This is a genomic window from Halalkalibacter nanhaiisediminis (genome assembly GCF_007830185.1).
GTDB classification, from domain to species: domain Bacteria; phylum Bacillota; class Bacilli; order Bacillales; family Bacillaceae_D; genus Halalkalibacter; species Halalkalibacter nanhaiisediminis.
This window is the reverse complement of the sequence record NZ_VLKZ01000001.1, coordinates 136,493-158,826: the sequence shown is the minus strand read 5'-3', so window position 1 is coordinate 158,826 and position 22,334 is coordinate 136,493. Positions and strand designations below refer to the sequence as shown.

Sequence of the window (22,334 nt, the reverse complement as noted above, 5' to 3'; positions counted from 1 at the left end):
CAAATGAAACCCAGCAATAAAGAAGCTGGGCTTTTATTTTTGCACTTTTTTTGTAATCTTTTCAATAAGCTGATCTTCATCTGGAGCGGCCACAGGGCGATTATTTACAAACGCAAAGGACTTCTTTCTTCCTGGACCACAATAGGATTGACAGCGAATATCAACCGTTGCATCAGCGTCAACCTTCTTCAGTCGTGGCACAAGCGTCTTGATATTTGTCGCTTGGCATTCATCACAAATACGAAATTCATTTGCCATAGATCTGTTCCTTTCTTTAGAGATATTTATCATCTATTTGTCTGTATGTTGTCTGTAGATAAGTATAAGTTTAAATTCTAAACCATTCTACAGTATATCATAATCTTTAATAGAAGCAATGTTCTTTACTTGCTTCCACGGAACTACTAACCAATGAAATACCTTTATAGCACTTGAATCATGCTATAATAACGAAAACAATAAAGAATTGATAACTATAGGAGTTACGAAATATGGAAGGATTTATACAAGCTACCGCAAAAACATGGCGCTTTCTCGATCATACTACTTTTGGTCCAAGCTTTGATGCACTCCAGTCTTTCGCTTATGATGATACTTTTTGCACGATGATTGGTCAGCAACATGCTGATCCAATGATACGGACGTGGGTCCATCATGATACGGTTGTACTAGGGATTCAGGATAGCCGCCTCCCTTATATTGATGATGGCCGCTCGTATTTAGAAGAACAAGGCTACCGAGTCATTGTTCGCAATTCTGGTGGATTAGCGGTGATGTTAGATGAAGGCGTGCTCAACATCTCATTAATTATTAAAGAAGAAAAGGGATTATCAATTGATGCTGGATATGAGCTTATGTATGAGCTTATTAGAAAGATGTTTTCTTCGTTTGATGTAGAGATTAAGGCTTATGAAATAGTCGGTTCCTATTGTCCAGGAAGCTTTGATTTAAGTATCGGTGGAAAAAAATTTGCTGGCATTTCCCAACGCCGCATTCGTGGCGGGATCGCCGTTCAGATTTACCTTTGTGTAAATGGAGTAGGAAGCGAGCGAGCAGAGGTAATCCGTCAATTTTACGCTTATGCCGTCAAGGGAGAGCCAACGCGGTTCACTTACCCGATTGTGGTACCTGAAACAATGGCTTCCTTAAGTGAGCTCCTTTGTGAAAAGCTGACGGTTGCAGATGTGATGAAACGATTGCTGTTAACTGTTCAAGCGGAAGGTGTGCAAATGATCCCCCACTCATTAACGAATGAGGAAATGAGCTTATTTTCCGAGCAATATGAGCGTGTCTTAGCGCGAAATGAAAAGGTTCTATATAATAGCTAAAAAAATGCCTTACCCACACACTGTTGGATAAGGCATTTTCTTTTAGTTTGTCACTTTTTGATTGATTGATTGCATCGCTGTAATCAGTGACAGCTTGTAAACATCCGCTGCGTTACATCCACGTGACAAGTCATTTACTGGCTTGTTTAACCCTTGTAAAATTGGTCCAATTGCGTCATATCCGCCTAGTCGTTGAGCAATTTTATAGCCAAGGTTCCCTGATTCAAGACTTGGGAAAATGAAGACATTTGCCTGGCCTTGAAGCGGAGAATCTGGTGCTTTCTTTTGCGCTACAGCTGGTACAAATGCAGCGTCAAATTGGAATTCACCATCGATAACAAGATCTGGACGTGCTGCTTGCGCAAGCTTTGTCGCTTCTGATACTTTTTGTGTTTCCATAGAAGAAGCAGATCCTTTTGTAGAGAAGCTTAGCATTGCAACCTTTGGATCAAGCCCGAATACTTTAGCCGTTTCTGCTGTTGCAATGGCAATTTCAGCAAGTTCTTCGCTATTTGGTGCAATGTTAATCGCACAATCACCAAAAACAAATTTATGTTCATCCTTAACCATCACAAACACACCAGACGTACGCTTGATTCCAGGTTGCGTTTTAATAATTTGTAATGCTGGTCGTACCGTATCACCCGTAGAATGTGCTGCCCCACTAACAAGCCCATCCGCTTTATCCATATATACTAGCATTGTTCCAAAGTAGTTGACATCACGTAGCTTTTCACGAGCTGACTCCTCTGTTTCTTTCCCTTTACGGCGTTCAACAAATGCCGCTACCATTTCGTCAAGACCTTCATACGTAGCTGGATCTAGAATCGTAATATCACCTAATTCAATACCTTGCTCTTTTGCTTTTGCTTGTACATCAGCTACATCACCAACAAGAATCGGCTTGACAACACGATCCTTTGCTAAATTCGCCGCTGCCTCTAAAATCCGTTCATCTGTGCCTTCAGGTAAAACAATCGTCGGCTTGTGCTTTTCAACCTTTGCTTTGATTTCTGTAAAGAGATTGCTCACGACAGACTCCTCCTCTGTTTTTCTCGGTTCTTTTCATTATATGACAAGGATACTCCTCTCTGCATTAAAAGGGAACCGCATTTGTCAAGTTCGTTAAAGTAGAAATTTTTTAAAAAATCATATTGTTTTCGCTTACATACTCTTTATATTCCGCTTTTTCGCTTATTCAAACACTCTTATTAGGATGACCAAGGATTTTTTCCTTATGTGTCGAATGTATTGTCACAACCTAAAAATTTATTATAAAAAAGGAGTGTAAAGCAAATGTTGAACGATTCCATTGTCTTGTATGAAGTGAACAACTCGGTTGCAACAATTACTCTAAACCGACCACAAGTAAAGAATGCGCTAAATACCGAGATGCATCATGCTCTATTTGATGCCTTAGAAAAAGCAAAGAATGATAAAAGTGTAAGCGTTATCGTTTTGCAAGGAACAGACGGTGCTTTCTGTGCAGGTGCAGACTTAAAAAGCCTTGACATAGATGAGATTGGATCATTTGATTATGGAAACTACTTACGAGAAACGTATAATCCGTTAATCCTTCAACTAGCGTCGATTGAAAAACCGACAGTTTCTTACCTTAATGGCATTGCTGTAGGTGCAGGATTAAGTATCGCTCTTGCTTGTGATTACCGTGTGGCAAGCGAAGATGCGAAGCTTGGTCTAGGCTTCTTGAAAATAGGCCTCGCACCAGATGCAGGTGCTTCCTACTTCCTACCACGGCTTGTCGGACTTGGTAAGGCAATGGAATTGGCGCTTGGAGAAGTCATTTCAGCAAAAGAAGCACTTCAGATACATTTGATCACGAAAATTGGACAGCCTGATGATTTCATTGAACAATTAAAGCATGTTCCTAAAAAAGCATTTGGCTTAACTAAAAGAAACCTCTGTCAAGGCTTTGAGCATAGCTTAGCAGAAGTGTTAGAAATGGAAGTAAGCGCACAACGAAAGGCAGGACAAACACCTGAACACAAAGCAGCAATTGAACGTTTTGTGAAAAAGAAATAAGAGGCACCAGCCACAGTCGACTTCTGTGGCTTTTCCTATTTTTAGAATCCTTCTAAATATGGTATAGTGCTATTAAACACAGTCGTGATAAAGCTTGTCATGCACTGGATTATTGGTAATTAAAGGAGCTGTTATTGATGAGTGAAGCTGCAATAACGTTAGATGGTTGGTATTGTCTCCATGACTTCCGCACAATAAATTGGCCTGCATGGAAAACATTATCAACGGAAGAACGAGAACAAATTTTAGCTGAATTCCATTCGATGATCGAAAAATGGGAGCAAACAGAGGCAAATGAGCAAGGAAGCCACGCTATTTATTCAATTGTTGGCCAAAAAGCTGATTTCATGCTGATGCTTCTTCGCCCGACAATGCAAGAATTAAATGAGATTGAAAATGCCTTTAACAAAACTCGTCTTGCCGAGTTCACAATCCCTACATACTCTTATGTGTCTGTTGTCGAGCTTAGTAACTACATGGCTGGCGAAAGTGATGAAGATCCTTATCAAAATCCTCACGTTCGCTCACGTCTGTACCCGACACTACCGAAAGCAAGCCATGTCTGCTTCTATCCAATGGACAAGCGTCGTCAAGGAGATGACAACTGGTACATGCTTCCGATGGAAGACCGTCGTTCATTGATGAAAAGTCATGGTATGATCGGCCGCGGATACGCAGGCAAAGTGAAGCAAATCATTACTGGCTCAGTCGGTTTTGATGATTGGGAATGGGGCGTTACCCTTTTTGCTGACGACGTGCTTCAATTTAAGAAGCTTGTCTATGAAATGCGTTTTGATGAAGTATCAGCTCGTTATGGTGAGTTCGGTTCATTCTATGTTGGAAACATTCTCGATCCTGCCCACCTATCACGTTACTTCCATATTTAATTTTTTCATAAGGTCCTTGGGTTTCATATCCCTAGGGCCTTATTTGTTTTACTCTTAAAAAATAGCGGAACCACGATCTGGTTTGCTCGCTTGCTGAATTATCCTTTCCTAACGTCAAAAGGACTACACATGGTAGCCCCTCTGTTCTCTGTTATCTTTCATAGATGATATTGATTTTTTCTGCCGCTTCTTTTGAGAGCTCACAAGCCTTATCTGTTGTATCCGCTGTGCTAAGCGTAACGGCTAAACGACGTCCAATTTTTGTATCTGGTTTTCCGAAAACACGCAATTGCGTGTTTTCCACTGCTAGAGCTTCTTCCATACCAGCAAGCTGATAAGATGGACTCTCCTCCGTTGCTTTAATCGCGTGGCTCGCACCAGGTGTATGAAGATGGATATTCGTAATTGGAAAACCTAAAACCGCACGAACATGCAAAGCAAATTCTGATAAATTTTGCGTCGCAAGTGTAACAAGCCCTGTATCATGTGGTCTAGGCGATACCTCACTAAAATACACTTTATCTTTTGTGAGGAACAACTCTACTCCAAATAATCCGTATCCACCTAATGCGTCGGTAATTTTTTTCGCAATTTCCTCTGATTCTTTAATCTGCTCTTCTGACATAGGATGGGGCTGCCATGATTGAATATAATCACCGTCTTTTTGAACATGTCCAATTGGCGGACAGTAAGCCGTACCTGAAGCCGAGCGCACCGTTAATAACGTAATTTCAGAATCAAAGTGAATAAATTCTTCGACGATTACTCGTGTGCTTTTTCCACGCCCTCCTTCAATGGCTTCTTGCCAAGAAGCTTCGACATCATCAAATGAACGACATAGACTTTGCCCTTTTCCAGATGAACTCATGAGCGGCTTGATCACACAAGGAACACCAATTTCTTTAACTGCTTCTTTTAGTTCTTCCAGTGAATTCGCAAACGCGTATTTGGCTGTTGGTAATCCAAGATCTTCATTTGCCATACGTCTAATTCCTTCACGATCCATTGTTAACTTTGTCGCAGATGCAGTTGGAACAACGTTGTATCCTTCTTTCTCCAAATCAACGAGCACCTGTGTTTGAATTGCTTCAACTTCAGGTACAATCAAGTCTGGCTTTTCACTCTCGATGATAGCGCGTAACGCCTCACCATCAAGCATATCAACCACATGAGAACGATGCGCCACTTGCATAGCTGGTGCATCTGCATAACGATCAACAGCTATCGTTTCCACCCCTAAACGTTGCGCTTCAATCATCACTTCTTTCCCTAGCTCCCCTGAACCTAGCAATAAGATTTTCTTTGCATGTTTCGTTAATGGCACACCATACATTCTCATCGTCTCCCTTACCTATTATTAGTATTTCTCTAATCATAGCTTTCTTTGAGTGATGAATTCAAGTCATTTTTGATATTTTACCGAATGAAATGGATATAAACAATAACAAACGTTCGATAATAGCATCCATACAAAGACTAACTCGTATATTTGATTCTTGTTTTCAAAAAGTGTCATACGTTTTTTCTTAAAGACATATAGTGATGTATCTGTACCATCTATGTCATATCATCCATTTGTTACATACTTAATGGATGCAGGGTCATTGTTCGTTTCATTACTCTTTTTAGCACCTAAGATAGGTTTACGGATTGTCAACTTTGTTAGGAGGTGAACGGATGGCAGTTATTCAAGCATCATCCCGAGACGTTGAGGTCCTAGCACGGCTTATGAGAGCAGAGGCAGAAGGCGATGGGGAATTAGGAATGCTGAACGCGGGGAATGTCATGGTTAATCGTGTCAGAGTAGGGTGTTTAGATTTTGTTGATATCAGGACCGTCCCTCAAATGGCTTATCAATCGCCAGGTGGGTTTGAAGCCGTTCAAAAAGGCTATTTTTATCAGGGTGCCCGTGAACGAGAAAAGCGATTAGCGAAAAAATTAATTAATGGGGAGCGTTATAATCCTGGTGAATTTGCATTATGGTTTTTCAGACCTGAAGGACCTTGTCCTCCGCAATGGTGGGGACAGTGGAATGCTGGTCGTTACAAATCGCACTGCTTCTATACTCCACTTCCTTCTGAGTGTCCAGACGTCTACAACGTGTATTAAATTGAATTGAAAAAGGGGAGATCAATGTGAATCAGCAACAGCAATGGAATCAGCAACAGGCTCAAGCAGGTACTGCTGGGTATGGATACGGAACACAGCAACCAATGTATACACAACAGCCGTCTCAACCACAGCAACAAGCTCAAACGCTACCATACTTTTCTGCTCAACACTATCAAGTTCCAGGATTCGTACAGCAACAATTAACTCAAGATACGGGCATGCTTCCACTTGAAATGTCTTTTGTTGAAAATATCCTCCGCTTAAATCGCGGAAAGATGGCGACAGTCTATATGACCTTTGAGAACAACGATCAATGGAATGCAAAAATATTTAAAGGACGTGTGGAGGCAGCTGGACGCGATCATTTAATCATCAGTGATCCAGAAACCGGTATGCGCTATTTACTACTTATGGTTAATCTTGATTACGTCACCTTTGATGAGCCAATTGAATACGAATATCCAATCGGCACACAGGCTCCGTTAGCTCAATATTCGCCGCGGTAGGAACATACTTAAACAAAAATAAGCTGACTCACATAAAGTCGCTGAACCCTTACACAATAAGGGCAGACTTAGTGAGCCAGCTATTCTTATTTATAGGCCTCTCAAAACAGCAATACCTAGCAATACCCAACCAACAATAAATGCAAGCCCACCAATTGGCGTAATGGCTCCAAGTTTCGTTATTCCTGTTAATGCCATCACATATAAACTTCCTGAAAAGAGAATAATACCGATTAAAAAGCTCCATCCAGCACCGTTTAACATGGAAGATGAGGTCAGTTTCCATGCAACTAATCCAACAACTAAAAGTCCAATCCCATGAATCATATGGTATTGTACCCCTGTTTGGTAATTCTTCATCATTCTTTCTGTTAGACGTCCTTCAAGCCCATGCGCTCCAAAAGCTCCAATCGCCACCGATAACGCCATTACAATACTTCCAATAAATATGAATAGCTTTGCCATTATCATTCGACTCCTTTTTTGATGATCGCTCTATAAAACAAGTATGTAAAAACATTTAACTACACGTTTTCAAACATATAAACACTATACATCATCCTGTACCTACCATCAATCAAGATAAGCAATACCAAAAGCAATAAAAGCCACTCCCACTTGGACTCTGACACTCTTCTTAGTATAAAATAAAAGAAAAAAGGAGTGTGATCACTCATGTCACAAGTTAAAATTAGACGATATACACTCGAGGATTATGACCAACTCCTTGACGTTCAAAAAGAAGCCTTTCCCCCACCATTTCCAGAAGAGCTTTGGTGGTCTAAAGAGCAAATTGCTTCACATGTTAAGACCTTTCCCGAAGGAGCTCTTCTAGCTGAAATCGATGGAACCGTCGTCGGGTCCGCTACTTCGCTCATTATTCAATACGACGGCAAGCCTCACACATGGGATGAGGTTGCTGATCATGGTTTTATCAAACAAAGTCATCAGTCAAAGGGTGATAGCTTATACGGGATTGATGTTTGTGTTCGTCCAAGCTATCGCGGAAAAGGCATTGCGCAAGCCCTTTACCAAGCAAGAAAGGACATTGTTCGAGAACTTGGCTTAACTCGTTTCCTGGCTGGTTGTCGGATTCCGAACTACCACGAGCATGCTGATAAGCTTGATGCCGAGGCGTACATGAGGGCGGTCGAAAAAGGCGAGATCAAAGACCTTGTCCTCACATTTATGATCAAACAAGGACTCAAGCCCCTTCAAGTACTACCTAACTATTTAGATGACGAGGAATCTCTTGATTACGCTGTGCTCGTCGAATGGAAAAACGACAGACTTTAACTAAAAATCGAGCAAATTTCTCTTTTCATCTTCTTCTTGGGCGGAAGGTTGATTTACGATTAAAGGTTGAGATGAGGGCTGCGGTGATGATGTCGGATAAGCCTGCGGATGCATGATCGGCTCTTGTCGCGTCTGAACTTGTTGTTGTGCTCCTTTTAAGAGCTGACAATAAGCTTCAATGGCCGTCGCACATTCTCTCACAGTTTTTTCATCCCCACTCTCCAGACCTTTTTTAAGCGAAGCGAATTTTTCTTCGATATGATGAACAATTTGATTAGCAGGTATATTCATGAGTCCCCTCCTTAACTTTCTTTGCTTAATATATTAGCACAGAGCGAGGTGGAAGCACACCGTTCCGAAACAAACAGGACTAACCACAAATTAGTGATCAGTCCTCTTCTCTTGCTCTCTGGTAGCAAATATTGCTTTTACTCCGGCAATATTGACACCTTGTTCAATAAATCTCTTAATTTCAAGAAATTGTTCAATATCCTCAATCGAAAACATTCGTTGATTTCCTTCATTTCGAGACGGCTTAATCAACCCTTGTTCTTCATAATAACGAATTTGTCGGGCGGTTAAGTTCGTCATCTCCATCACAACACGGATCGGAAAAAAAGCATGCCTTCGTGGAATGTCAGACTTCACTCCCTTCCCTCCTCCTCCGTTTAAATGATCAAATTCGACCTTTTGCTAAGAAAGTGTAGACATCACGTAACGTATGAAAGCCTGCTTCTTTCGCTAAATAAATATTTTCTCGCCAAAGTTTGGCTGTCATCAGAGCGTCTTCTTTGGCATGATGACGCGATTGCACAGGGATATCAAAGTGCCGACAGCATTCATCCAACGTCACAAGCTTCTTTTCTGGCACAACGACTTTTGTTAAAAAAGAAGTATCGATAATGCGGTGCAAAAATGTTGCACGAAGCGTCTGCCACGTCGCATGAGTCATGAAACTTTTTTCATGACTCGCATGGTGAGCGACTAGCGTTGAATGCCCAATAAATTGATAGAAACTTGTGAGCACATCAGGTAATGGTGGTGAAATAGATAGTTCTTCCATCGTCAATCCAGTTAATTGCAAAACTTCATCGGAAGGTGGCTTCTCGCATTTTACAGTCGAATAAAATGTCTCTTCATCTAGGATCTCGCTTCCCTTCATTTTTACAGCGCCAATAGAAAGAATACAGTCTCCTTTATCAGGGTAAAATCCGCTCGTCTCCAAATCAAAAATCACAAAAGGCAGCTCAGCAATATCGATATCAAGAACATCTTCTTTTTTTAATTCTCGTTGAATTTGTCGCAAATGTGACAGCCTTTCTGCTGCCGATTGCTGTTGAAGAGATGTATAGATATTCGGACTTAATTTCCCCGAAAGCTGTTTCATCAACTGCACCATTGAATTCATGACCATTTTGACTCACCCTTTTTGTACAGCCTCTCTATATCTTGGTACAGTTGATGACCTTCTTTAACCCAATTCTTTAATTGCTTTCTCTCATCTTGAGATAATTCTTTCACACTAAGATGGTGGATATCCTCATAGTGCTTCGTTTCTTTGTGCCAAATGATTCTTTGTTCCAGTAATTGAACAAAAGACTCCTTTGTTTTCTTGATGTGATTGAGGGAAGAAGGTAGCTTTTCATACCGCTCTATGGTTGAAGAGGCTAAAATTTGCTGTTCTATCGCAAGCAATCTTAGTCCATTTACATATGGAAAAAGAGCGACTTGCTTTACATCAAACTTTCCGCTATGTCGTCCTTTTGTTTCTACTAATAGCTGATTAAAAATACCAATTCCTTTTTTTAGTCTACCTGTATTTTCTGTCAAACGTTCCAGCAAGCGTGGATCTCTTTGAACTTCTTCAAATAGAACTTTCTTCAAGCGATCGACAAGTGTTTGCTCCCCGTATAGAGAACGAGCATCAACAAACGTTAATGTATGTCGCAACGTTTCCCACTTATCCTCGCGTAACCAGTTACGAATCTGCTTTTCCCAGCTTGCAAATGAACGACACCAGCGCGGGCTTGATGCCATGACCTTCCCTTCACATCGTTCATATCCTACATGCTCAAGGGCATAAACAATTTGACTACCTAAATGGAGGAAATATTCCCCATCCTCCTCGTTTCGACTATCGAACACAATTCCATGATCCTGGTCACTCCAAAAAGACTGTTCAAGCCTGCCACCACTACCCATTAGAAAGAAAGCAAAGTGAGCAGGCGGACTGCCCCACTCACTTTCTGTCTTTTTAAGAGCGAGACATACCGCTTGATAAATAATATGATCATGACTATCTTGAAGGGAGGACGAAGTATGCTCTTTTTGATGAACGATCTGGAGACGTTCATCATATAAGCGTTGATAACGTTCATCCCAACTTTCATCGTGATAAATAGAATCCTTCGCCCAAGTCATCTTATGAGCCTATCTTTTCTTGAGGCATGCTTTCAGGGTAACCGTAGCTACCATGCTCACTAAGGTCAAGACCAACAATTTCCTCTTCTTCAGATACACGTAAGCTACCAACAATCGCTTTTGTGATTAGAAGTAAAATATAAGAAGCGATAAAAGCAAATGCACCACTTGCCACAACACTTAAAATTTGTACGCCAAGCTGTCCAAATCCACCACCGTAGAAAAGACCAGCTGCTCCACCGTTCATTGCCGCAAGTTCAGGTGTTGCAAAGAAACCAGTTGAAACTGTTCCCCAAACCCCAGCGATACCGTGAACAGATAAAGCGAAAATTGGATCATCAATTCGTGCTTTCTCAAAGAATTTCATACTAAAGAATACGATTAGACCACCGATCACACCAATCACAGCCGCTGCCCAAGGAGCAACGAACGCACAAGATGCTGTGATCGCAACAAGACCTGCAAGCGCTCCATTTAACATTGTTGGTACATCTGATTTTCCTGATACTGCCCAAGCAATAAGCAATGCTCCCACTGCACCAGCCGCTGCTGCCAACTGCGTATTTAATGCTACATATCCAAAGAATGCATCTCCTACACCAAAAGTACTACCTGCATTAAAACCAAACCAACCTACCCAAAGAATGAGAACACCTAAAGCTGTGTACACTTGGTTATGACCAGCTAAGTCGTTTGCAGAACCATCTTTATTGTATTTTCCAAGACGTGGCTTAAGTAAAATGGTAGCTGCTAACGCTGCCATAGCCCCTGTTAAGTGAACAACTGTTGAACCAGCGAAATCTTGTTTTCCAAGCTCACTAATCCAACCACCGCCCCAAATCCAGTGTGCAACAATTGGATAAACAAATGCCGAGAATAAGACCGCAAAGATAAGGTATACGGATAATTTCGCACGCTCAGCAAATCCACCGAAAGCAATTGTTAATGCAATTGCAGCAAACATAACTTGGAAGAAGAAGTCAACTGCAGGAACTAATCCTTCTTCATTTGTTGAATAATCCCCAAAAAAGAAATCAGATAAACCGATAAATGCATTTCCTTCACCGTAAGCAAATCCCCATCCTACTGCCCAGAAAACAAGTGATGCAATCCCAACTGTGAAAATCGTTTTTCCTGCAATATGACCCGCGTTTTTCATACGAGTCGAACCTGCCTCTAAAAGAATAAATCCACCTTGCATAAATAAAACTAAGACTGCGCAAATCATGACCCAAAGATTATCCATCAGAATCATTTCGCTCATCTCTAATCCTCTCCTCTCCATAATTGAACACGTTAGCGTTAAGGAAGCTAACATCTTTTGTTAGTTCTCATTATACGTTTTTAATTTTCTGAATCTATAATCTTGTCAGGTTTGCTGACATAGTATTTCATTCGTTTGTTATTATGAAAGGCTGTTCGCAAACATTGTTGCTTTATCTAAAAAAAGGGAATAGTTTATTTTTTGTTGTATGATTAAAGTAATAGAACGATGAATATGGAGGTGAATATGATGCATTATAAAGAATTTGGAGATGGAAACCCTGCACTGATGGTCTTTATCCATGGCGGCGGAGTAAGTAGTTGGATGTGGAATAAGCAAGTTGAATACTTTAGTTCAAAGTTCCACTGCTTAGTTCCCGACATGCCTGAACACGGAAGAAGTAAAAACGGAGTGCAATTTACGATAAATGATGCTGCTGATAAAATCAATGAACTAATTGAAGAGAAAGGAAAAGGTAAACGCGTTATAGCAATAGGTTTCTCGTTAGGTGCTCAAGTTTTGATTGCAATGCTCAGTAAGAAGCCCAACTTGATTGATTTCGCTATGATTAACAGCGCTTTAGTTAAACCAGTTCCTTTCGCTAATGCACTAATCAAATCAATGATGTTTACTTTTCCACTTGTAAGATATAAAGCATTTTCCAAAATTCAAGCAAAATCAATGTACATAAATAGAGATTACCAAGACACTTATTTTGAAGAGAGTTATCAAATAAACAAGGATGCTTTCGTAAGGATTATGAATGAAAACATGTCATTTAAAATACCTCATAGTTTCGAGAACTCTAGTAGCAAAATATTAGTTACCGTAGGAGAGAAAGAGAGAAAAATCATGAAAAACTCAATGAAAGAAATTATTGAAAGTAATCCTAACTGTAAAGGTCTTATCATTCCTAGAATTGGTCATGGTTTTTCTTTAGCAAATCCTAAACTTTTTAATACCACGTTGGAAGAGTGGATTGAACATGATGTTATTACAAGCGAAGTAAAATAAATTTCGAAGACTTAAACTGTTTACAGCCATGTCTCAATGGATATGGCTGTTTTTTTACAGTTCTCGTAAATGGCGAAGAGTTTTTCTAAATAATCTCGGTCTACACATTTGTAGCCCCGCAGCAAGTGTTGGTTCAACTCACAAATGACCCGTATCTTACAATTGCCAATTAATCGGCTGATCACCCATTTCTTCAAGGAGCTGATTGATTTTTGAAAATGGACGCGTACCAAAAAAGCCTCTATGAGCAGAAAAAGGGCTTGGATGTGCCGCTGTAATAATAGGATGTCTTTCATTTGTAATCAATTCTTGCTTCGCTTGTGCATGCTTGCCCCATAGCACAAAAATAACAGGATGCGCGCGCTCATTTAAAGCACGAATGACAGAATCGGTAAACATTTCCCATCCCTTTCCTTTATGCGTTGCTGCCTCTCCCTTACGAACAGTGAGAACCGTATTAAGTAGCAAAACCCCTTGCTCTGCCCAGGGAACAAGATAGCCGTGATGTGGAATCTCACAGCCTATATCTGTATGAAGCTCCTTGTACATATTTTGCAAGGATGGCGGGACTTTGACGCCAGGCTTAACAGAGAAGCTAAGGCCATGTGCTTGATTAGGTCCATGATAAGGATCCTGACCAAGTATAACGACCTTTGTGTTTGTAAACGGTGTATAGTTCAGGGCATTAAATAGATCATGCATCGATGGATAAATGGTGTGACTTTCGTATTCTTTTTTTAAAAACGAACGAAGCTCCTGATAATAAGGCTTTGAAAACTCCTCACCGATCACTTCATTCCAATCATTTTTTAAAATATTCATTCATTCTTCCTCCCTGTGCTTGCTTTTCTCTAGTGTAGCACATGATATACGAAAAACCCGTCTATGCTTAAAGCAAAGACGGGTAAAAGTTATTCGTTATTTTTTTGTTGTATCTTCTTTCAAGCCGAGAATCAATGTAGCAATAAATGCTCCAGCTGTCGCAATAATGAAGCCGATTAAATAGTTCATAATATTTGCGGTTCCAAATGGTGCTGCAATAGCGAACATCGGAATCCCTGTTAAACCATATGCATTTGTGACGACATTTGTAAATACGACATATGCCCCACCAAGAGCCCCCCCAATTGCTGCACCAACAAACGGGCGCATGAAGCGTAAATTCACACCGAAAATAACTGGCTCTGTAATACCAAGGAAAGCTGAGAATGAGGCTGGAATCGCAATTTCTTTTACCTTAGGGTTCTTCGTTAAGAAAAAGACAGCAAGCCCTGCACCACCTTGAGCGACGTTTGCCATTGCCCAAATTGGGAGTAAGAAGTTGACCCCTAAATCTGCAATAAGCGCTGCTTCAATCGCATGGAAGCTATGGTGCACACCCGTAATAACAATCGTTGAGTAAAGCCCACCGAAGATTAATCCAGCAAAAGGACCAGCTGTGTTATAAATAAAATCAAGACTCCAAGTCAACCCATTACCTAACCATGTGCCAAGAGGACCTATAAATAGCATCGCAATGAATCCTGTTAGCATAATCGTTAAAAATGGCGTTACAAGTAAATCGATGGCATTTGGAACAACTTTACGAATGCCACGCTCAATTTTACTCATTAAGTAGACAACAAGAAGAATCGGAATAACCGTTCCTTGATAGCCAAGTAAATCAACATTCATTCCAAGAAACTGAATCGTTTCTGGCTCTGCATTAGCGAGCGTCCAAGGGTTCAATAAGGCTGGGTGCGTCATAATTCCACCGAGAACAGCTCCTAAATAAGGATTAGCACCGAATTCTTTAGCGGCACTAAAACCAATTAAAATCGGTAAAATGATAAACGCTGCACTTGAGAACATATCCAAGAATAAAATCCATGGACTATCAGGCGCTACCCATTCAAATGCTCTCATCATTCCGAGAAGACCCATTAATAAACCACTTGCTACAATCGCAGGAATAATAGGTACGAAAATATTGGACAGTGTTCTCGCGATTCGAGCAAGCGGATTCATTTTTTTCTTCATCGCTTCATTATGATCGACTCGCTTTTCACCCTCGTCCGAATCCTTCGCTCCTACTCCAGTGATTTCAGCAAAATCAGCATACACTTTGTTCACAAGACCTGTTCCGAAAATAACTTGAAACTGACCTGAGGCAGAAAAGACACCTTTAACCCCTTCAATTTCCTCAATCGCTTGTTTATCTGGCTTATCATCATCTTGTAAAACAATACGCAGACGAGTTGCACAATGCGTTGCACTAACAACGTTCTCTTTCCCACCAAGAAGCTCAACAAGTTCACTTGCAGCTTTTTTTGTATCCATTAGTGTTCCTCCTTTTTCTTTTTAAAGCTATTTATTAGCATTTGCAGAAGTTGAAAAAGGTTATCTAGTCTCTGAAACGAACAGAAACATTACCGTTCTGTTTCGAGACCAAGAAAAAAAGACCTAAAATGGCCCAGTATCCGCGTATATACACACTTCTCCCGTTGCTCCATTTTAGGTCTTGCCTGCATAACCAGTCACAATCCCACATATGATGTTTTCGCTTACATTGTAACAATTTCGACATTCTTCGTCAATTCATTTATTTTTTATTTTTAATTAGCACTTCTTCTACAGACAATTGCGGCCTCTCTTCAAGGTTCGCATAAATAATCTCTGCCACATCATGTGGACGCATCATTTTTGCCCGTTGTTCTTGGCCGAAACTATTATCCCAAAACGGCGTATCCATCCCACCCATATAAATACCTGAAATGCGAATGGACGTTTCCTTCAACTCTTCCTGCAAACTCTCGGTAAAGCCTCGTACGGCATATTTACTCGCACAATAAACGGATTCATTTGCTTTACCTTGACGACCAGCAGTTGAAATAATGTTGACTATCGTTCCTTTGTTTTCTTTTTTCATTTGAGGTAATACGGCTTGTGTAATGTAAATCGTTCCCTTCACATTTGTATCAAGCATTTGCGAAGTCGCTTCAGGACTAATAGCTTCAGCCTCACCAAAAAAACCAACGCCTGCGTTATTAATCAGCATATCAATTGTTCCGTGCTCTTTCTCAATTGTGCAAATAACGTGATGAACCTCATCAAAATTTCGCACATCTACTTCGTAAACAGAATAACTGCCTTTGACCCCTTCAATCGCTCTTAAAAGCTTATCCTCTGATCTTCCTAGTAAGCAAACATGCGCACCGTTACTCATATAGATATGTGCTAACGCGGCACCTAGCCCACTTCCCGCACCTGTTATGATCATTATTGGTTTCATCTCGTTCCATTTCTCCTAACAGTTGCTCTGATTTTTAAATATCTTCTCACTGAAGAAACATCTACTGTTAAAGCGTCCATGCTTTTACATTCATTATTATCTTTTCTTCAGCTGTAAATACTATTCCTTTTTCATTTTCATCAGGATAAATACGTGCTGTGAACACTTCCTCACCACCATTAATAAATACTTCAATGGAAGAGGTATCTAGAAACACCTGTATTTCATTTACATGATCGAGCTGACAGAAGCGCTCCTCAATTGTGTTTCCGTCAACGAAGCTCACTCTCTCAAGCTTGAAAAGCTTATCAGTAGGGTTATAGGAAATTGTCGCAATGTTACAGATTTGAATTTCAAATGAACTTGTCCGAGAGTCATTGACTTCTACCAAAAGCTCAAGCGCCTCTTCCTCAACACCCACTAATGCTCTAGGCTCACTCTTTAACTCAACATCCGCATCATACACAGCTTCTTTTCGTAGCATTTTTAATTCTTCTACTGGTTTTTGATAAAGCTTACCCTCTTTTAATGTTAGCTCACGTGGCAATGTCATCGCATGAATCCATTTGTGCTCAATTGTCGGATGAGCATCCTCGCGCTCTTCTGGCATTCCTAACCAACCAATTAAAATGCGACGTCCAGTTTCATCAAGAGTTGTTTGTGGTGCATAGAATTCAAAACCACGATCGAGCTCAATAAACGAACCATGCTCTAATCTAGCCTTTTCATAATCAAGCTTCCCAACCACATAGCCTGCTTGATAGAGATTTTGATAGTGGATGCCTTCTGGTTCAAGTCCTTGTGGCGAAAAGATTAACACATCCTGCCCATCAAGCTCAATTAAGTCAGGGCATTCCCACATATAGCCGAAATCAGCAAATGGTGTGAGGTGCGCTCCAGCAATTGGACCGAGATGCTCCCAGTTAAATAGATCCGTTGAGCGAAATAAAACAGCCTTTCCCGTTAAGTCTTCACTTTGTGCCCCAATAATCATATAAAAATGGTCTTCATGCTTCCATACTTTCGGGTCACGAAAATGAGCCGTGTAGCCTTCAGGTAATTCAACAACAACGCCCTTCTTCTCAAATGTCTCTCCATCTTTTGATTCTGCGATCACTTGATACGTCTCACGCTGATTGTTTTCGTCCTTCACATTTCCTGTATAAAATAAATACAGCTTATCATCGTGTTCAATCGCACTTCCTGAGTAACAACCATTTTTATCAAACCAGTCACTTGGAGCAAGGGCAATGTCATGATGCTGCCAATCAACTAAATTTTTTGAAGAATAATGACCCCAGAACTTTGCACCATGTCCCGTGTTAAATGGATTCCATTGGTAAAACAAATGATAGGTTCCTTTAAATTGAATAAAACCATTTGGATCATTCAATAAACCAACAGGTGGCATTAGGTGGTATTTCAAACGGTAGCAATCAGATTCAACAATGTCCTTATACTTCTTGACTTCCTCATAGGCTTTTTCACGTAGCATTTGATCTTGATTGGTCATTTCCATTAGCTCCTTTTCACGCTTATCATCTCGTTATCGTATCGTAGACGACAAATGCGCGCAACTCCCTTCATTGTAAAAAATAAAAAAAGCTAGTAGGGATACGAATACCCCTACCAGCCTTGTCCATTATTAAAATGCTTTAGCAGCTTTGTTAACTTCAGCTAAACCATCAGCAATGATTTTCTCTGCTTGATCTGGAAGCTGATTATGACCTTCGATAACAACTGTTGTTACATTTTGAACACCCCAGAAGCCCATGATTGCCTTCACGTAATTCAATGACATTTCAACTTGTGCCGCTGGTCCTTCTGAGTAGATACCACCACGTGCGTTAAGTAATGCTACCTTCTTGTCAGTCATTAGACCAACTGGACCTTCAGCAGTGTACTTAAATGTCTTACCTGCACGGTTAAGGTAGTCTAAATACGTGTGGAATGCTGCTGGAATTGTGAAGTTCCATAATGGGAATGCAAATACAACTTTATCCGCTGCAATAAATTGCTCAAGATACTTATTAGCCGTCTCACGTGCTGCATCTTCTTCAGGAGTTGTTGGAATTTCATGAAGTGGCTTGAAAATACCAGCTAACATTGTTGCATCAAGATACGGTAAGTTTTCTGCATAAACATCAACTTCCTCAAATGTATCATTAGGGTTTGCTTCCTTATATGCATTAACAAATTCCTCATACATTTTCACACTGACTGCTTCTTCTACTGATCTTGGGTTACCTTTAACAAATAAAACTTTTGCCATTTTGTTTCTCTCCCTCACTATCGAAACTTTATATATATTTATGTTTACTAAATAAATTATAGTAGCAACCTTTTAGGAAGTCAACTGTTTAAAACGAAAAAAAGCCTAGCCCTGAATCAACAGGGCCAGACCCTATTAAACTTTAAATTTAGTAACCTCTTCACGCAGTTCGTTAGCTAATTGATTGAGCATTTCAGCCGAACTTGCAATTTCCTCCATGGAAGCAAGCTGCTCCTCAGTACTTGCAGCGACACTTTGAGCATGTTCAGCACTTTGAACAGACGATTCTTCCATTTCGGCCAGAGCTTCATTAAGCTGAATGGCATTCATAGCAATTTGCTGTGTCGCATTTGAGACATTATACATTTCATTTGTAACTTGATTAACAGCATTTAAGATACTCGTAAATGACTCTCCAACTTCATTAACAACCTTTGTACCGATTTCAACTTCTTCTGTACCACGAGTCATTTCTTCTACAGCCTTTTTCGTATCTGCTTGAATCAATTGTATCATTGTTGAAATTTTCTCTGCTGACACCCTTGATTCTTCCGCAAGCTTTCGAACCTCATCTGCCACAACAGCAAACCCCTTGCCATGCTCTCCAGCCCTAGCAGCCTCAATTGCCGCATTCAACGCAAGTAAATTTGTTTGTTCAGAAATCGATGTAATTAAACCTAAAATATTCCCAATTTCCTTTGAACGTTCTCCAAGCTGTTGAATCAACTTTGCCGATTCACTGACAGTTTCATGAATCGTTCTAATTTGGTTGACAGCTCGTCCAATCGCTTGTTCACCATCACTTGCTTGTTTGGCTGCATTTTCAGCTAATTCACTTGCTCCAGCTGTTGCAAATGTAATTTTTTCTACTCCATCACTTACTTGAAGTGCAGACTGAGTACTTTCTTTTGATCGTGTGACAGTATGTTCAGACGTCTCTGTAACACTTTGAATAGTGGAAGCGATTTCATCTGTTGCCGCAGATGTTTCTTGTGAGCTAGCTGATAATTGCTCAGCTGTTGCTGCCACTTGTTCAGACATGCTCGATGTTTTGCTAATCACGCGTCGTAAACTATTTCGCATTTCATTAAAAGCGATCGTTAAAAGACCGATTTCGTCCTTTTTATTAACAATCATTTCATCGCCTGACAAATCACCCGTAGCAATAAGATTCACCCGCTCAAGTAATATTTTTAACGGTTTGACAATCATTCCCGAAATCACAATCCCTATAATGATACTAAGCAGAATGACCGCCATCGCGATCCCTGTTGTCATCTGTTGAAGATTGACTCCAGCCCGGTCAATTTGGCCTAATTTTGTCGTCACTTTACTACGTTCCTCTTCGGCCGTTTCTTGAAATGATGTTATTAAAAAGCGCGCTGGCGATGTTGCTTTAGAAAACAATGTAAGTAATGCTTGTTCTGTATCGCCACTGCGATAGAGCGGGAAAACTTCATTTTCAAGGATAGCAGTCCACTCTCGTGTTTTTTCTATTAAATAAAGTAAATTCTCATCATTCGTATTTTCAATAATCCATGCCTCGATCTCTTTACTTTCCTCTGTTAATTCAGCAAATTGAGCTACATTTACCTCCATTCCCGTAAGCAAATATCCATTCGATACAGCTAAACGGTTCGCTACATTAAACGCCATTCTTTCTGTCGCTATTAACATTGGTAAATCTTCTGATTGCAAGTTATGTATCGCTTGATTTGATTGTTGGACATTCCAAATACTATAAATGGCGTACCCTATCATTAATAAAACAACTAACAAAAATCCCCCTACTATTTTTGCGCGTATTCCCTTCAAGCTTGCTCCCCCTCAATCACTTCTCTTTATCTATTTCTACATAATAATACTACTTTTAAGTAAATTAAGAAATATCATTCTTCTATTAGTAGAATGGCTTCTTTTTCCCTTATTTTCATGAATGCGATATACTCTTTTAGGGACTCGTGCTAGACATCATCAAATTTTATATTTTCCTATCTTAATGTCGGAGTATTATTTGGATTAACGATTGAAACATTATTAATCGCACCAGTTGCTCTGTTGTTTCTATTATTCTCTTCTTCTCAAAACGCTTCAAATGGGATAGAGATGGCTCTCGATTCACTTACGCTATTTCTCCTCATTGGTGCTGGAGCCGTAACGGCGATTCCATTGCTATTATTTGCAACAGGAGCTAAAAGAATTTCCTTATCATTAATCGGCTTTCTTCAATATATTGGACCGACGATTATGCTTTTTCTCGGTGTTTTCTTGTATCATGAGCCCTTTTCTCTTGTGCAATTAATCGCCTTTCTGTTTATATGGGCTGGTCTTTTCATTTTTACCTTTTCTCGCTTAAGTCGTTTCCGAAAAATCTTTGAGCGACTAACTACGTTTTATAAACCAAAAGAAAAAAGCCTCTAGCCGCGCTTTAGCGTCGTCTAGAGGCATTGCTTCTATTCAAAATAAAATTAGAACTTTGATTGATACGCCGCAACTTCCCATCCTGTTACAGCTGTACGGAAGTCATCCCATTCAGAACGTTTCAATGCTACATACTCTCCGAATGCATGCTCACCTAATGTTTTGCGACCAATTTCACCTGTCTCAAAACGATCAAGTGCAGATTCTAAGCTTGTTGGCAGATTTTCGATTCCACGTGTGTCTAATTCTTCTTTTGACATGTGGAAGATATCAGCATTAACTGCTGGCGTTACTTCTAAATTGCTTTCAATCCCGTCTAAACCAGCAGCTGCAATCACTGCAAAGGCAAAGTATGGATTAGCAGATGGATCTGGGCAACGAATTTCAACACGAGTTCCCGCACCACGTGAAGCAGGGATACGAATTAGTGCAGAACGGTTTGACGCAGACCACGCAATATAGCAAGGCGCTTCATACCCTGGTACAAGACGCTTATATGAGTTAACAAGCGGATTCGTAACAGCTACGAAATCTTTTACATTCGCCATTAAACCAGCGATAAATTGATACGCTTGTGCAGATAATCCTAACTCATCAGATTCATCATAGAATGAATTCTCTTGCTTTTCGTCATCGAATAATGAGATGTTTACGTGCATCCCACTTCCATTTTCGCCTGCAAGAGGTTTTGGCATAAATGTAGCATGATAACCGAATTGCTGAGCAACCGTTTTTACTACCCATTTGTAAGTTGTTGCCGCATCTGCAGAGCCTAATGCATCAGCGTACTTGAAGTTGATTTCATGTTGACCAATGGCTACCTCATGGTGAGATGCTTCGATTGTAAATCCCATCATTTTCAAAGCTTTATATATTTCAAGACGTACTTTTTCTCCGAAGTCCTTAGGTGATGGTTCAAAGTAACCACCTACATCTTGTGTACGAAGAGTTGGTTGATTGTTTTCATCCGTTTCAAAAAGAAAGAATTCAAGTTCAGGACCAACACTAATTGAATAACCTTTATCCTTAGCGCGTGCTACGGTTTTTTTTAGCACATTACGCGGGTCACCATCAAAGTCTGAACCATCAGGCTTTTTTACGCTACATAAGAAACGAGCTTCTGAATAACCTTCTTGTTCTGTCCAAGGAAGCACCGCAAATGTAGTTAAATCTGGATCTAAATAAAGATCAGATTGGTTGATTGGCGTGAAACCAGTGATCGATGAACCATCAAACATGACCTTTCCATCTACTACTTGACCAATTTGCTCAGCTGTAACCGTTACATGCTTCAATGTTCCCTCAATATCAACAAATTGCATATGAAGCAATTCAACACTTTTCGTCTTAATTGTTTCTTTAATCGTTTCTACTAATGTCTCTCTTGTTGGTGTAGATACTGCCATCCCCAAACACATCCTTTTTGTGTAATCTTATGTGACATCGATTTGTTATGTTTTACTTTAAAATGTTGTGCGAATTTTCGCAATCACTATGTG

At 40.2% G+C, this 22,334-nt stretch carries 24 protein-coding genes; 8 read left to right on the top strand and 16 right to left on the bottom strand.

The window, feature by feature from the left end:
* Positions 1-33: 33 nt before the first annotated feature.
* On the bottom strand, positions 34-258 hold the full coding sequence (locus IQ10_RS00755; RefSeq protein ID WP_144448569.1) for a YuzB family protein: 225 nt from the start codon (positions 256-258) through the stop codon (positions 34-36).
* Between the two features lie 233 nt (positions 259-491).
* Between IQ10_RS00755 and lipL the strand changes: the two genes are divergently transcribed.
* Entirely contained in the window at positions 492-1,328 is an 837-nt protein-coding gene (gene lipL / locus IQ10_RS00750) for an octanoyl-[GcvH]:protein N-octanoyltransferase (RefSeq protein WP_144448568.1), read from the top strand.
* Positions 1,329-1,370: 42 nt separating this feature from the next.
* Here lipL and pta read toward each other — a convergent pair whose 3' ends face one another.
* Positions 1,371-2,360 (bottom strand): phosphate acetyltransferase, encoded by a 990-nt coding sequence (pta, locus tag IQ10_RS00745; protein WP_144448567.1) that lies wholly within the window; start codon positions 2,358-2,360, stop codon positions 1,371-1,373.
* A 264-nt stretch (positions 2,361-2,624) separates the two neighbouring features.
* Between pta and IQ10_RS00740 the strand changes: the two genes are divergently transcribed.
* Together IQ10_RS00740 and hemQ are read left to right on the top strand one after the other, a co-directional pair.
* Entirely contained in the window at positions 2,625-3,371 is a 747-nt protein-coding gene (locus IQ10_RS00740) for an enoyl-CoA hydratase/isomerase family protein (RefSeq protein ID WP_367613643.1), read from the top strand.
* A gap of 137 nt (positions 3,372-3,508) precedes the next feature.
* Positions 3,509-4,258 (top strand): hydrogen peroxide-dependent heme synthase, encoded by a 750-nt coding sequence (gene hemQ, locus IQ10_RS00735; protein ID WP_144448566.1) that lies wholly within the window; start codon positions 3,509-3,511, stop codon positions 4,256-4,258.
* Positions 4,259-4,409: 151 nt separating this feature from the next.
* Here the strand turns inward: hemQ and purT are convergent, their stop codons facing one another.
* Positions 4,410-5,591: a formate-dependent phosphoribosylglycinamide formyltransferase gene (gene purT, locus IQ10_RS00730; protein WP_144448565.1), complete on the bottom strand. Its 1,182-nt coding sequence runs from the start codon at positions 5,589-5,591 to the stop codon at positions 4,410-4,412.
* 344 nt (positions 5,592-5,935) lie between these two features.
* Between purT and IQ10_RS00725 the strand changes: the two genes are divergently transcribed.
* Together IQ10_RS00725 and gerQ are read left to right on the top strand one after the other, a co-directional pair.
* Positions 5,936-6,367, top strand: coding sequence for a cell wall hydrolase (locus IQ10_RS00725; RefSeq protein ID WP_144448564.1), 432 nt, complete (start codon positions 5,936-5,938; stop codon positions 6,365-6,367).
* 26 nt (positions 6,368-6,393) lie between these two features.
* Positions 6,394-6,876: a spore coat protein GerQ gene (gene gerQ / locus IQ10_RS00720; protein WP_437177652.1), complete on the top strand. Its 483-nt coding sequence runs from the start codon at positions 6,394-6,396 to the stop codon at positions 6,874-6,876.
* 90 nt (positions 6,877-6,966) lie between these two features.
* On the opposite strand, the gene IQ10_RS00715 is transcribed toward gerQ, so the two are convergent.
* Positions 6,967-7,341: a DUF423 domain-containing protein gene (locus IQ10_RS00715; RefSeq protein ID WP_144448563.1), complete on the bottom strand. Its 375-nt coding sequence runs from the start codon at positions 7,339-7,341 to the stop codon at positions 6,967-6,969.
* Positions 7,342-7,551: 210 nt separating this feature from the next.
* Here IQ10_RS00715 and IQ10_RS00710 point away from each other — a divergent pair, with 210 nt between their 5' ends.
* Positions 7,552-8,172: a GNAT family N-acetyltransferase gene (locus IQ10_RS00710; RefSeq protein WP_144448562.1), complete on the top strand. Its 621-nt coding sequence runs from the start codon at positions 7,552-7,554 to the stop codon at positions 8,170-8,172.
* Here IQ10_RS00710 and IQ10_RS00705 read toward each other — a convergent pair whose 3' ends face one another.
* From IQ10_RS00705 to IQ10_RS00685, 5 genes are all read right to left on the bottom strand, one after another.
* Positions 8,173-8,463 (bottom strand): DUF5327 family protein, encoded by a 291-nt coding sequence (locus tag IQ10_RS00705; RefSeq protein ID WP_144448561.1) that lies wholly within the window; start codon positions 8,461-8,463, stop codon positions 8,173-8,175.
* Between the two features lie 90 nt (positions 8,464-8,553).
* Entirely contained in the window at positions 8,554-8,820 is a 267-nt protein-coding gene (locus IQ10_RS00700) for a MerR family transcriptional regulator (protein WP_277877918.1), read from the bottom strand.
* Positions 8,821-8,848: 28 nt separating this feature from the next.
* Complete coding sequence (locus IQ10_RS00695; protein ID WP_144448560.1) at positions 8,849-9,586, bottom strand: exonuclease domain-containing protein; 738 nt, start codon at positions 9,584-9,586, stop codon at positions 8,849-8,851.
* Positions 9,577-10,593: a DUF294 nucleotidyltransferase-like domain-containing protein gene (locus IQ10_RS00690; RefSeq protein ID WP_144448559.1), complete on the bottom strand. Its 1,017-nt coding sequence runs from the start codon at positions 10,591-10,593 to the stop codon at positions 9,577-9,579. The genes IQ10_RS00695 and IQ10_RS00690 overlap by 10 nt, the downstream gene beginning before the upstream one ends.
* Before the next feature lies 1 nt (position 10,594).
* Positions 10,595-11,857 (bottom strand): ammonium transporter, encoded by a 1,263-nt coding sequence (locus IQ10_RS00685; RefSeq protein ID WP_144448558.1) that lies wholly within the window; start codon positions 11,855-11,857, stop codon positions 10,595-10,597.
* A gap of 249 nt (positions 11,858-12,106) precedes the next feature.
* Between IQ10_RS00685 and IQ10_RS00680 the strand changes: the two genes are divergently transcribed.
* Positions 12,107-12,871, top strand: coding sequence for an alpha/beta fold hydrolase (locus IQ10_RS00680; RefSeq protein WP_144448557.1), 765 nt, complete (start codon positions 12,107-12,109; stop codon positions 12,869-12,871).
* Positions 12,872-13,027: 156 nt separating this feature from the next.
* Here the strand turns inward: IQ10_RS00680 and IQ10_RS00675 are convergent, their stop codons facing one another.
* The 6 genes from IQ10_RS00675 to IQ10_RS00650 all read right to left on the bottom strand — a co-directional run bounded on the left by IQ10_RS00675 (position 13,028) and on the right by IQ10_RS00650 (position 20,229).
* Entirely contained in the window at positions 13,028-13,693 is a 666-nt protein-coding gene (locus IQ10_RS00675; protein ID WP_144448556.1) for a uracil-DNA glycosylase, read from the bottom strand.
* 96 nt (positions 13,694-13,789) lie between these two features.
* Positions 13,790-15,190: a sucrose-specific PTS transporter subunit IIBC gene (locus IQ10_RS00670; protein WP_144448555.1), complete on the bottom strand. Its 1,401-nt coding sequence runs from the start codon at positions 15,188-15,190 to the stop codon at positions 13,790-13,792.
* A 262-nt stretch (positions 15,191-15,452) separates the two neighbouring features.
* Entirely contained in the window at positions 15,453-16,142 is a 690-nt protein-coding gene (locus IQ10_RS00665) for an SDR family oxidoreductase (protein ID WP_144448554.1), read from the bottom strand.
* A gap of 67 nt (positions 16,143-16,209) precedes the next feature.
* Entirely contained in the window at positions 16,210-17,655 is a 1,446-nt protein-coding gene (locus IQ10_RS00660) for a glycoside hydrolase family 32 protein (protein WP_144448553.1), read from the bottom strand.
* A 132-nt stretch (positions 17,656-17,787) separates the two neighbouring features.
* The gene (locus IQ10_RS00655; protein WP_144448552.1) at positions 17,788-18,414 is read right to left on the bottom strand and encodes an FMN-dependent NADH-azoreductase; all 627 of its coding nucleotides are present in this window, start codon (positions 18,412-18,414) and stop codon (positions 17,788-17,790) included.
* Positions 18,415-18,549: 135 nt separating this feature from the next.
* A complete protein-coding gene (locus IQ10_RS00650) occupies positions 18,550-20,229 on the bottom strand; it encodes a methyl-accepting chemotaxis protein (protein ID WP_144448551.1) in 1,680 nt (559 codons plus the stop codon).
* A gap of 168 nt (positions 20,230-20,397) precedes the next feature.
* Here IQ10_RS00650 and IQ10_RS00645 point away from each other — a divergent pair, with 168 nt between their 5' ends.
* Positions 20,398-20,835: an EamA family transporter gene (locus IQ10_RS00645; RefSeq protein WP_144448550.1), complete on the top strand. Its 438-nt coding sequence runs from the start codon at positions 20,398-20,400 to the stop codon at positions 20,833-20,835.
* A gap of 47 nt (positions 20,836-20,882) precedes the next feature.
* Here the strand turns inward: IQ10_RS00645 and glnA are convergent, their stop codons facing one another.
* Positions 20,883-22,241 (bottom strand): type I glutamate--ammonia ligase, encoded by a 1,359-nt coding sequence (gene glnA / locus IQ10_RS00640; protein WP_144448549.1) that lies wholly within the window; start codon positions 22,239-22,241, stop codon positions 20,883-20,885.
* Positions 22,242-22,334 lie beyond the last annotated feature (93 nt).

Excerpts from the sequence above, each read along its gene's own strand:
- IQ10_RS00755 (WP_144448569.1), bottom strand. The coding sequence starts at position 258 with ATGGCAAATGAATTTCGTATTTGTGATGAATGCCAAGCGACAAATATC.
- lipL (WP_144448568.1), top strand. The coding sequence starts at position 492 with ATGGAAGGATTTATACAAGCTACCGCAAAAACATGGCGCTTTCTCGAT.
- IQ10_RS00740 (WP_367613643.1), top strand. The coding sequence starts at position 2,625 with ATGTTGAACGATTCCATTGTCTTGTATGAAGTGAACAACTCGGTTGCA.
- hemQ (WP_144448566.1), top strand. The coding sequence starts at position 3,509 with ATGAGTGAAGCTGCAATAACGTTAGATGGTTGGTATTGTCTCCATGAC.
- purT (WP_144448565.1), bottom strand. The coding sequence starts at position 5,591 with ATGTATGGTGTGCCATTAACGAAACATGCAAAGAAAATCTTATTGCTA.
- IQ10_RS00725 (WP_144448564.1), top strand. The coding sequence starts at position 5,936 with ATGGCAGTTATTCAAGCATCATCCCGAGACGTTGAGGTCCTAGCACGG.
- IQ10_RS00715 (WP_144448563.1), bottom strand. The coding sequence starts at position 7,341 with ATGGCAAAGCTATTCATATTTATTGGAAGTATTGTAATGGCGTTATCG.
- IQ10_RS00710 (WP_144448562.1), top strand. The coding sequence starts at position 7,552 with ATGTCACAAGTTAAAATTAGACGATATACACTCGAGGATTATGACCAA.
- IQ10_RS00705 (WP_144448561.1), bottom strand. The coding sequence starts at position 8,463 with ATGAATATACCTGCTAATCAAATTGTTCATCATATCGAAGAAAAATTC.
- IQ10_RS00695 (WP_144448560.1), bottom strand. The coding sequence starts at position 9,586 with ATGGTCATGAATTCAATGGTGCAGTTGATGAAACAGCTTTCGGGGAAA.
- IQ10_RS00690 (WP_144448559.1), bottom strand. The coding sequence starts at position 10,593 with ATGACTTGGGCGAAGGATTCTATTTATCACGATGAAAGTTGGGATGAA.
- IQ10_RS00685 (WP_144448558.1), bottom strand. The coding sequence starts at position 11,857 with ATGAGCGAAATGATTCTGATGGATAATCTTTGGGTCATGATTTGCGCA.
- IQ10_RS00680 (WP_144448557.1), top strand. The coding sequence starts at position 12,107 with ATGCATTATAAAGAATTTGGAGATGGAAACCCTGCACTGATGGTCTTT.
- IQ10_RS00675 (WP_144448556.1), bottom strand. The coding sequence starts at position 13,693 with ATGAATATTTTAAAAAATGATTGGAATGAAGTGATCGGTGAGGAGTTT.
- IQ10_RS00670 (WP_144448555.1), bottom strand. The coding sequence starts at position 15,190 with ATGGATACAAAAAAAGCTGCAAGTGAACTTGTTGAGCTTCTTGGTGGG.
- IQ10_RS00665 (WP_144448554.1), bottom strand. The coding sequence starts at position 16,142 with ATGAAACCAATAATGATCATAACAGGTGCGGGAAGTGGGCTAGGTGCC.
- IQ10_RS00660 (WP_144448553.1), bottom strand. The coding sequence starts at position 17,655 with ATGACCAATCAAGATCAAATGCTACGTGAAAAAGCCTATGAGGAAGTC.
- IQ10_RS00655 (WP_144448552.1), bottom strand. The coding sequence starts at position 18,414 with ATGGCAAAAGTTTTATTTGTTAAAGGTAACCCAAGATCAGTAGAAGAA.
- glnA (WP_144448549.1), bottom strand. The coding sequence starts at position 22,241 with ATGGCAGTATCTACACCAACAAGAGAGACATTAGTAGAAACGATTAAA.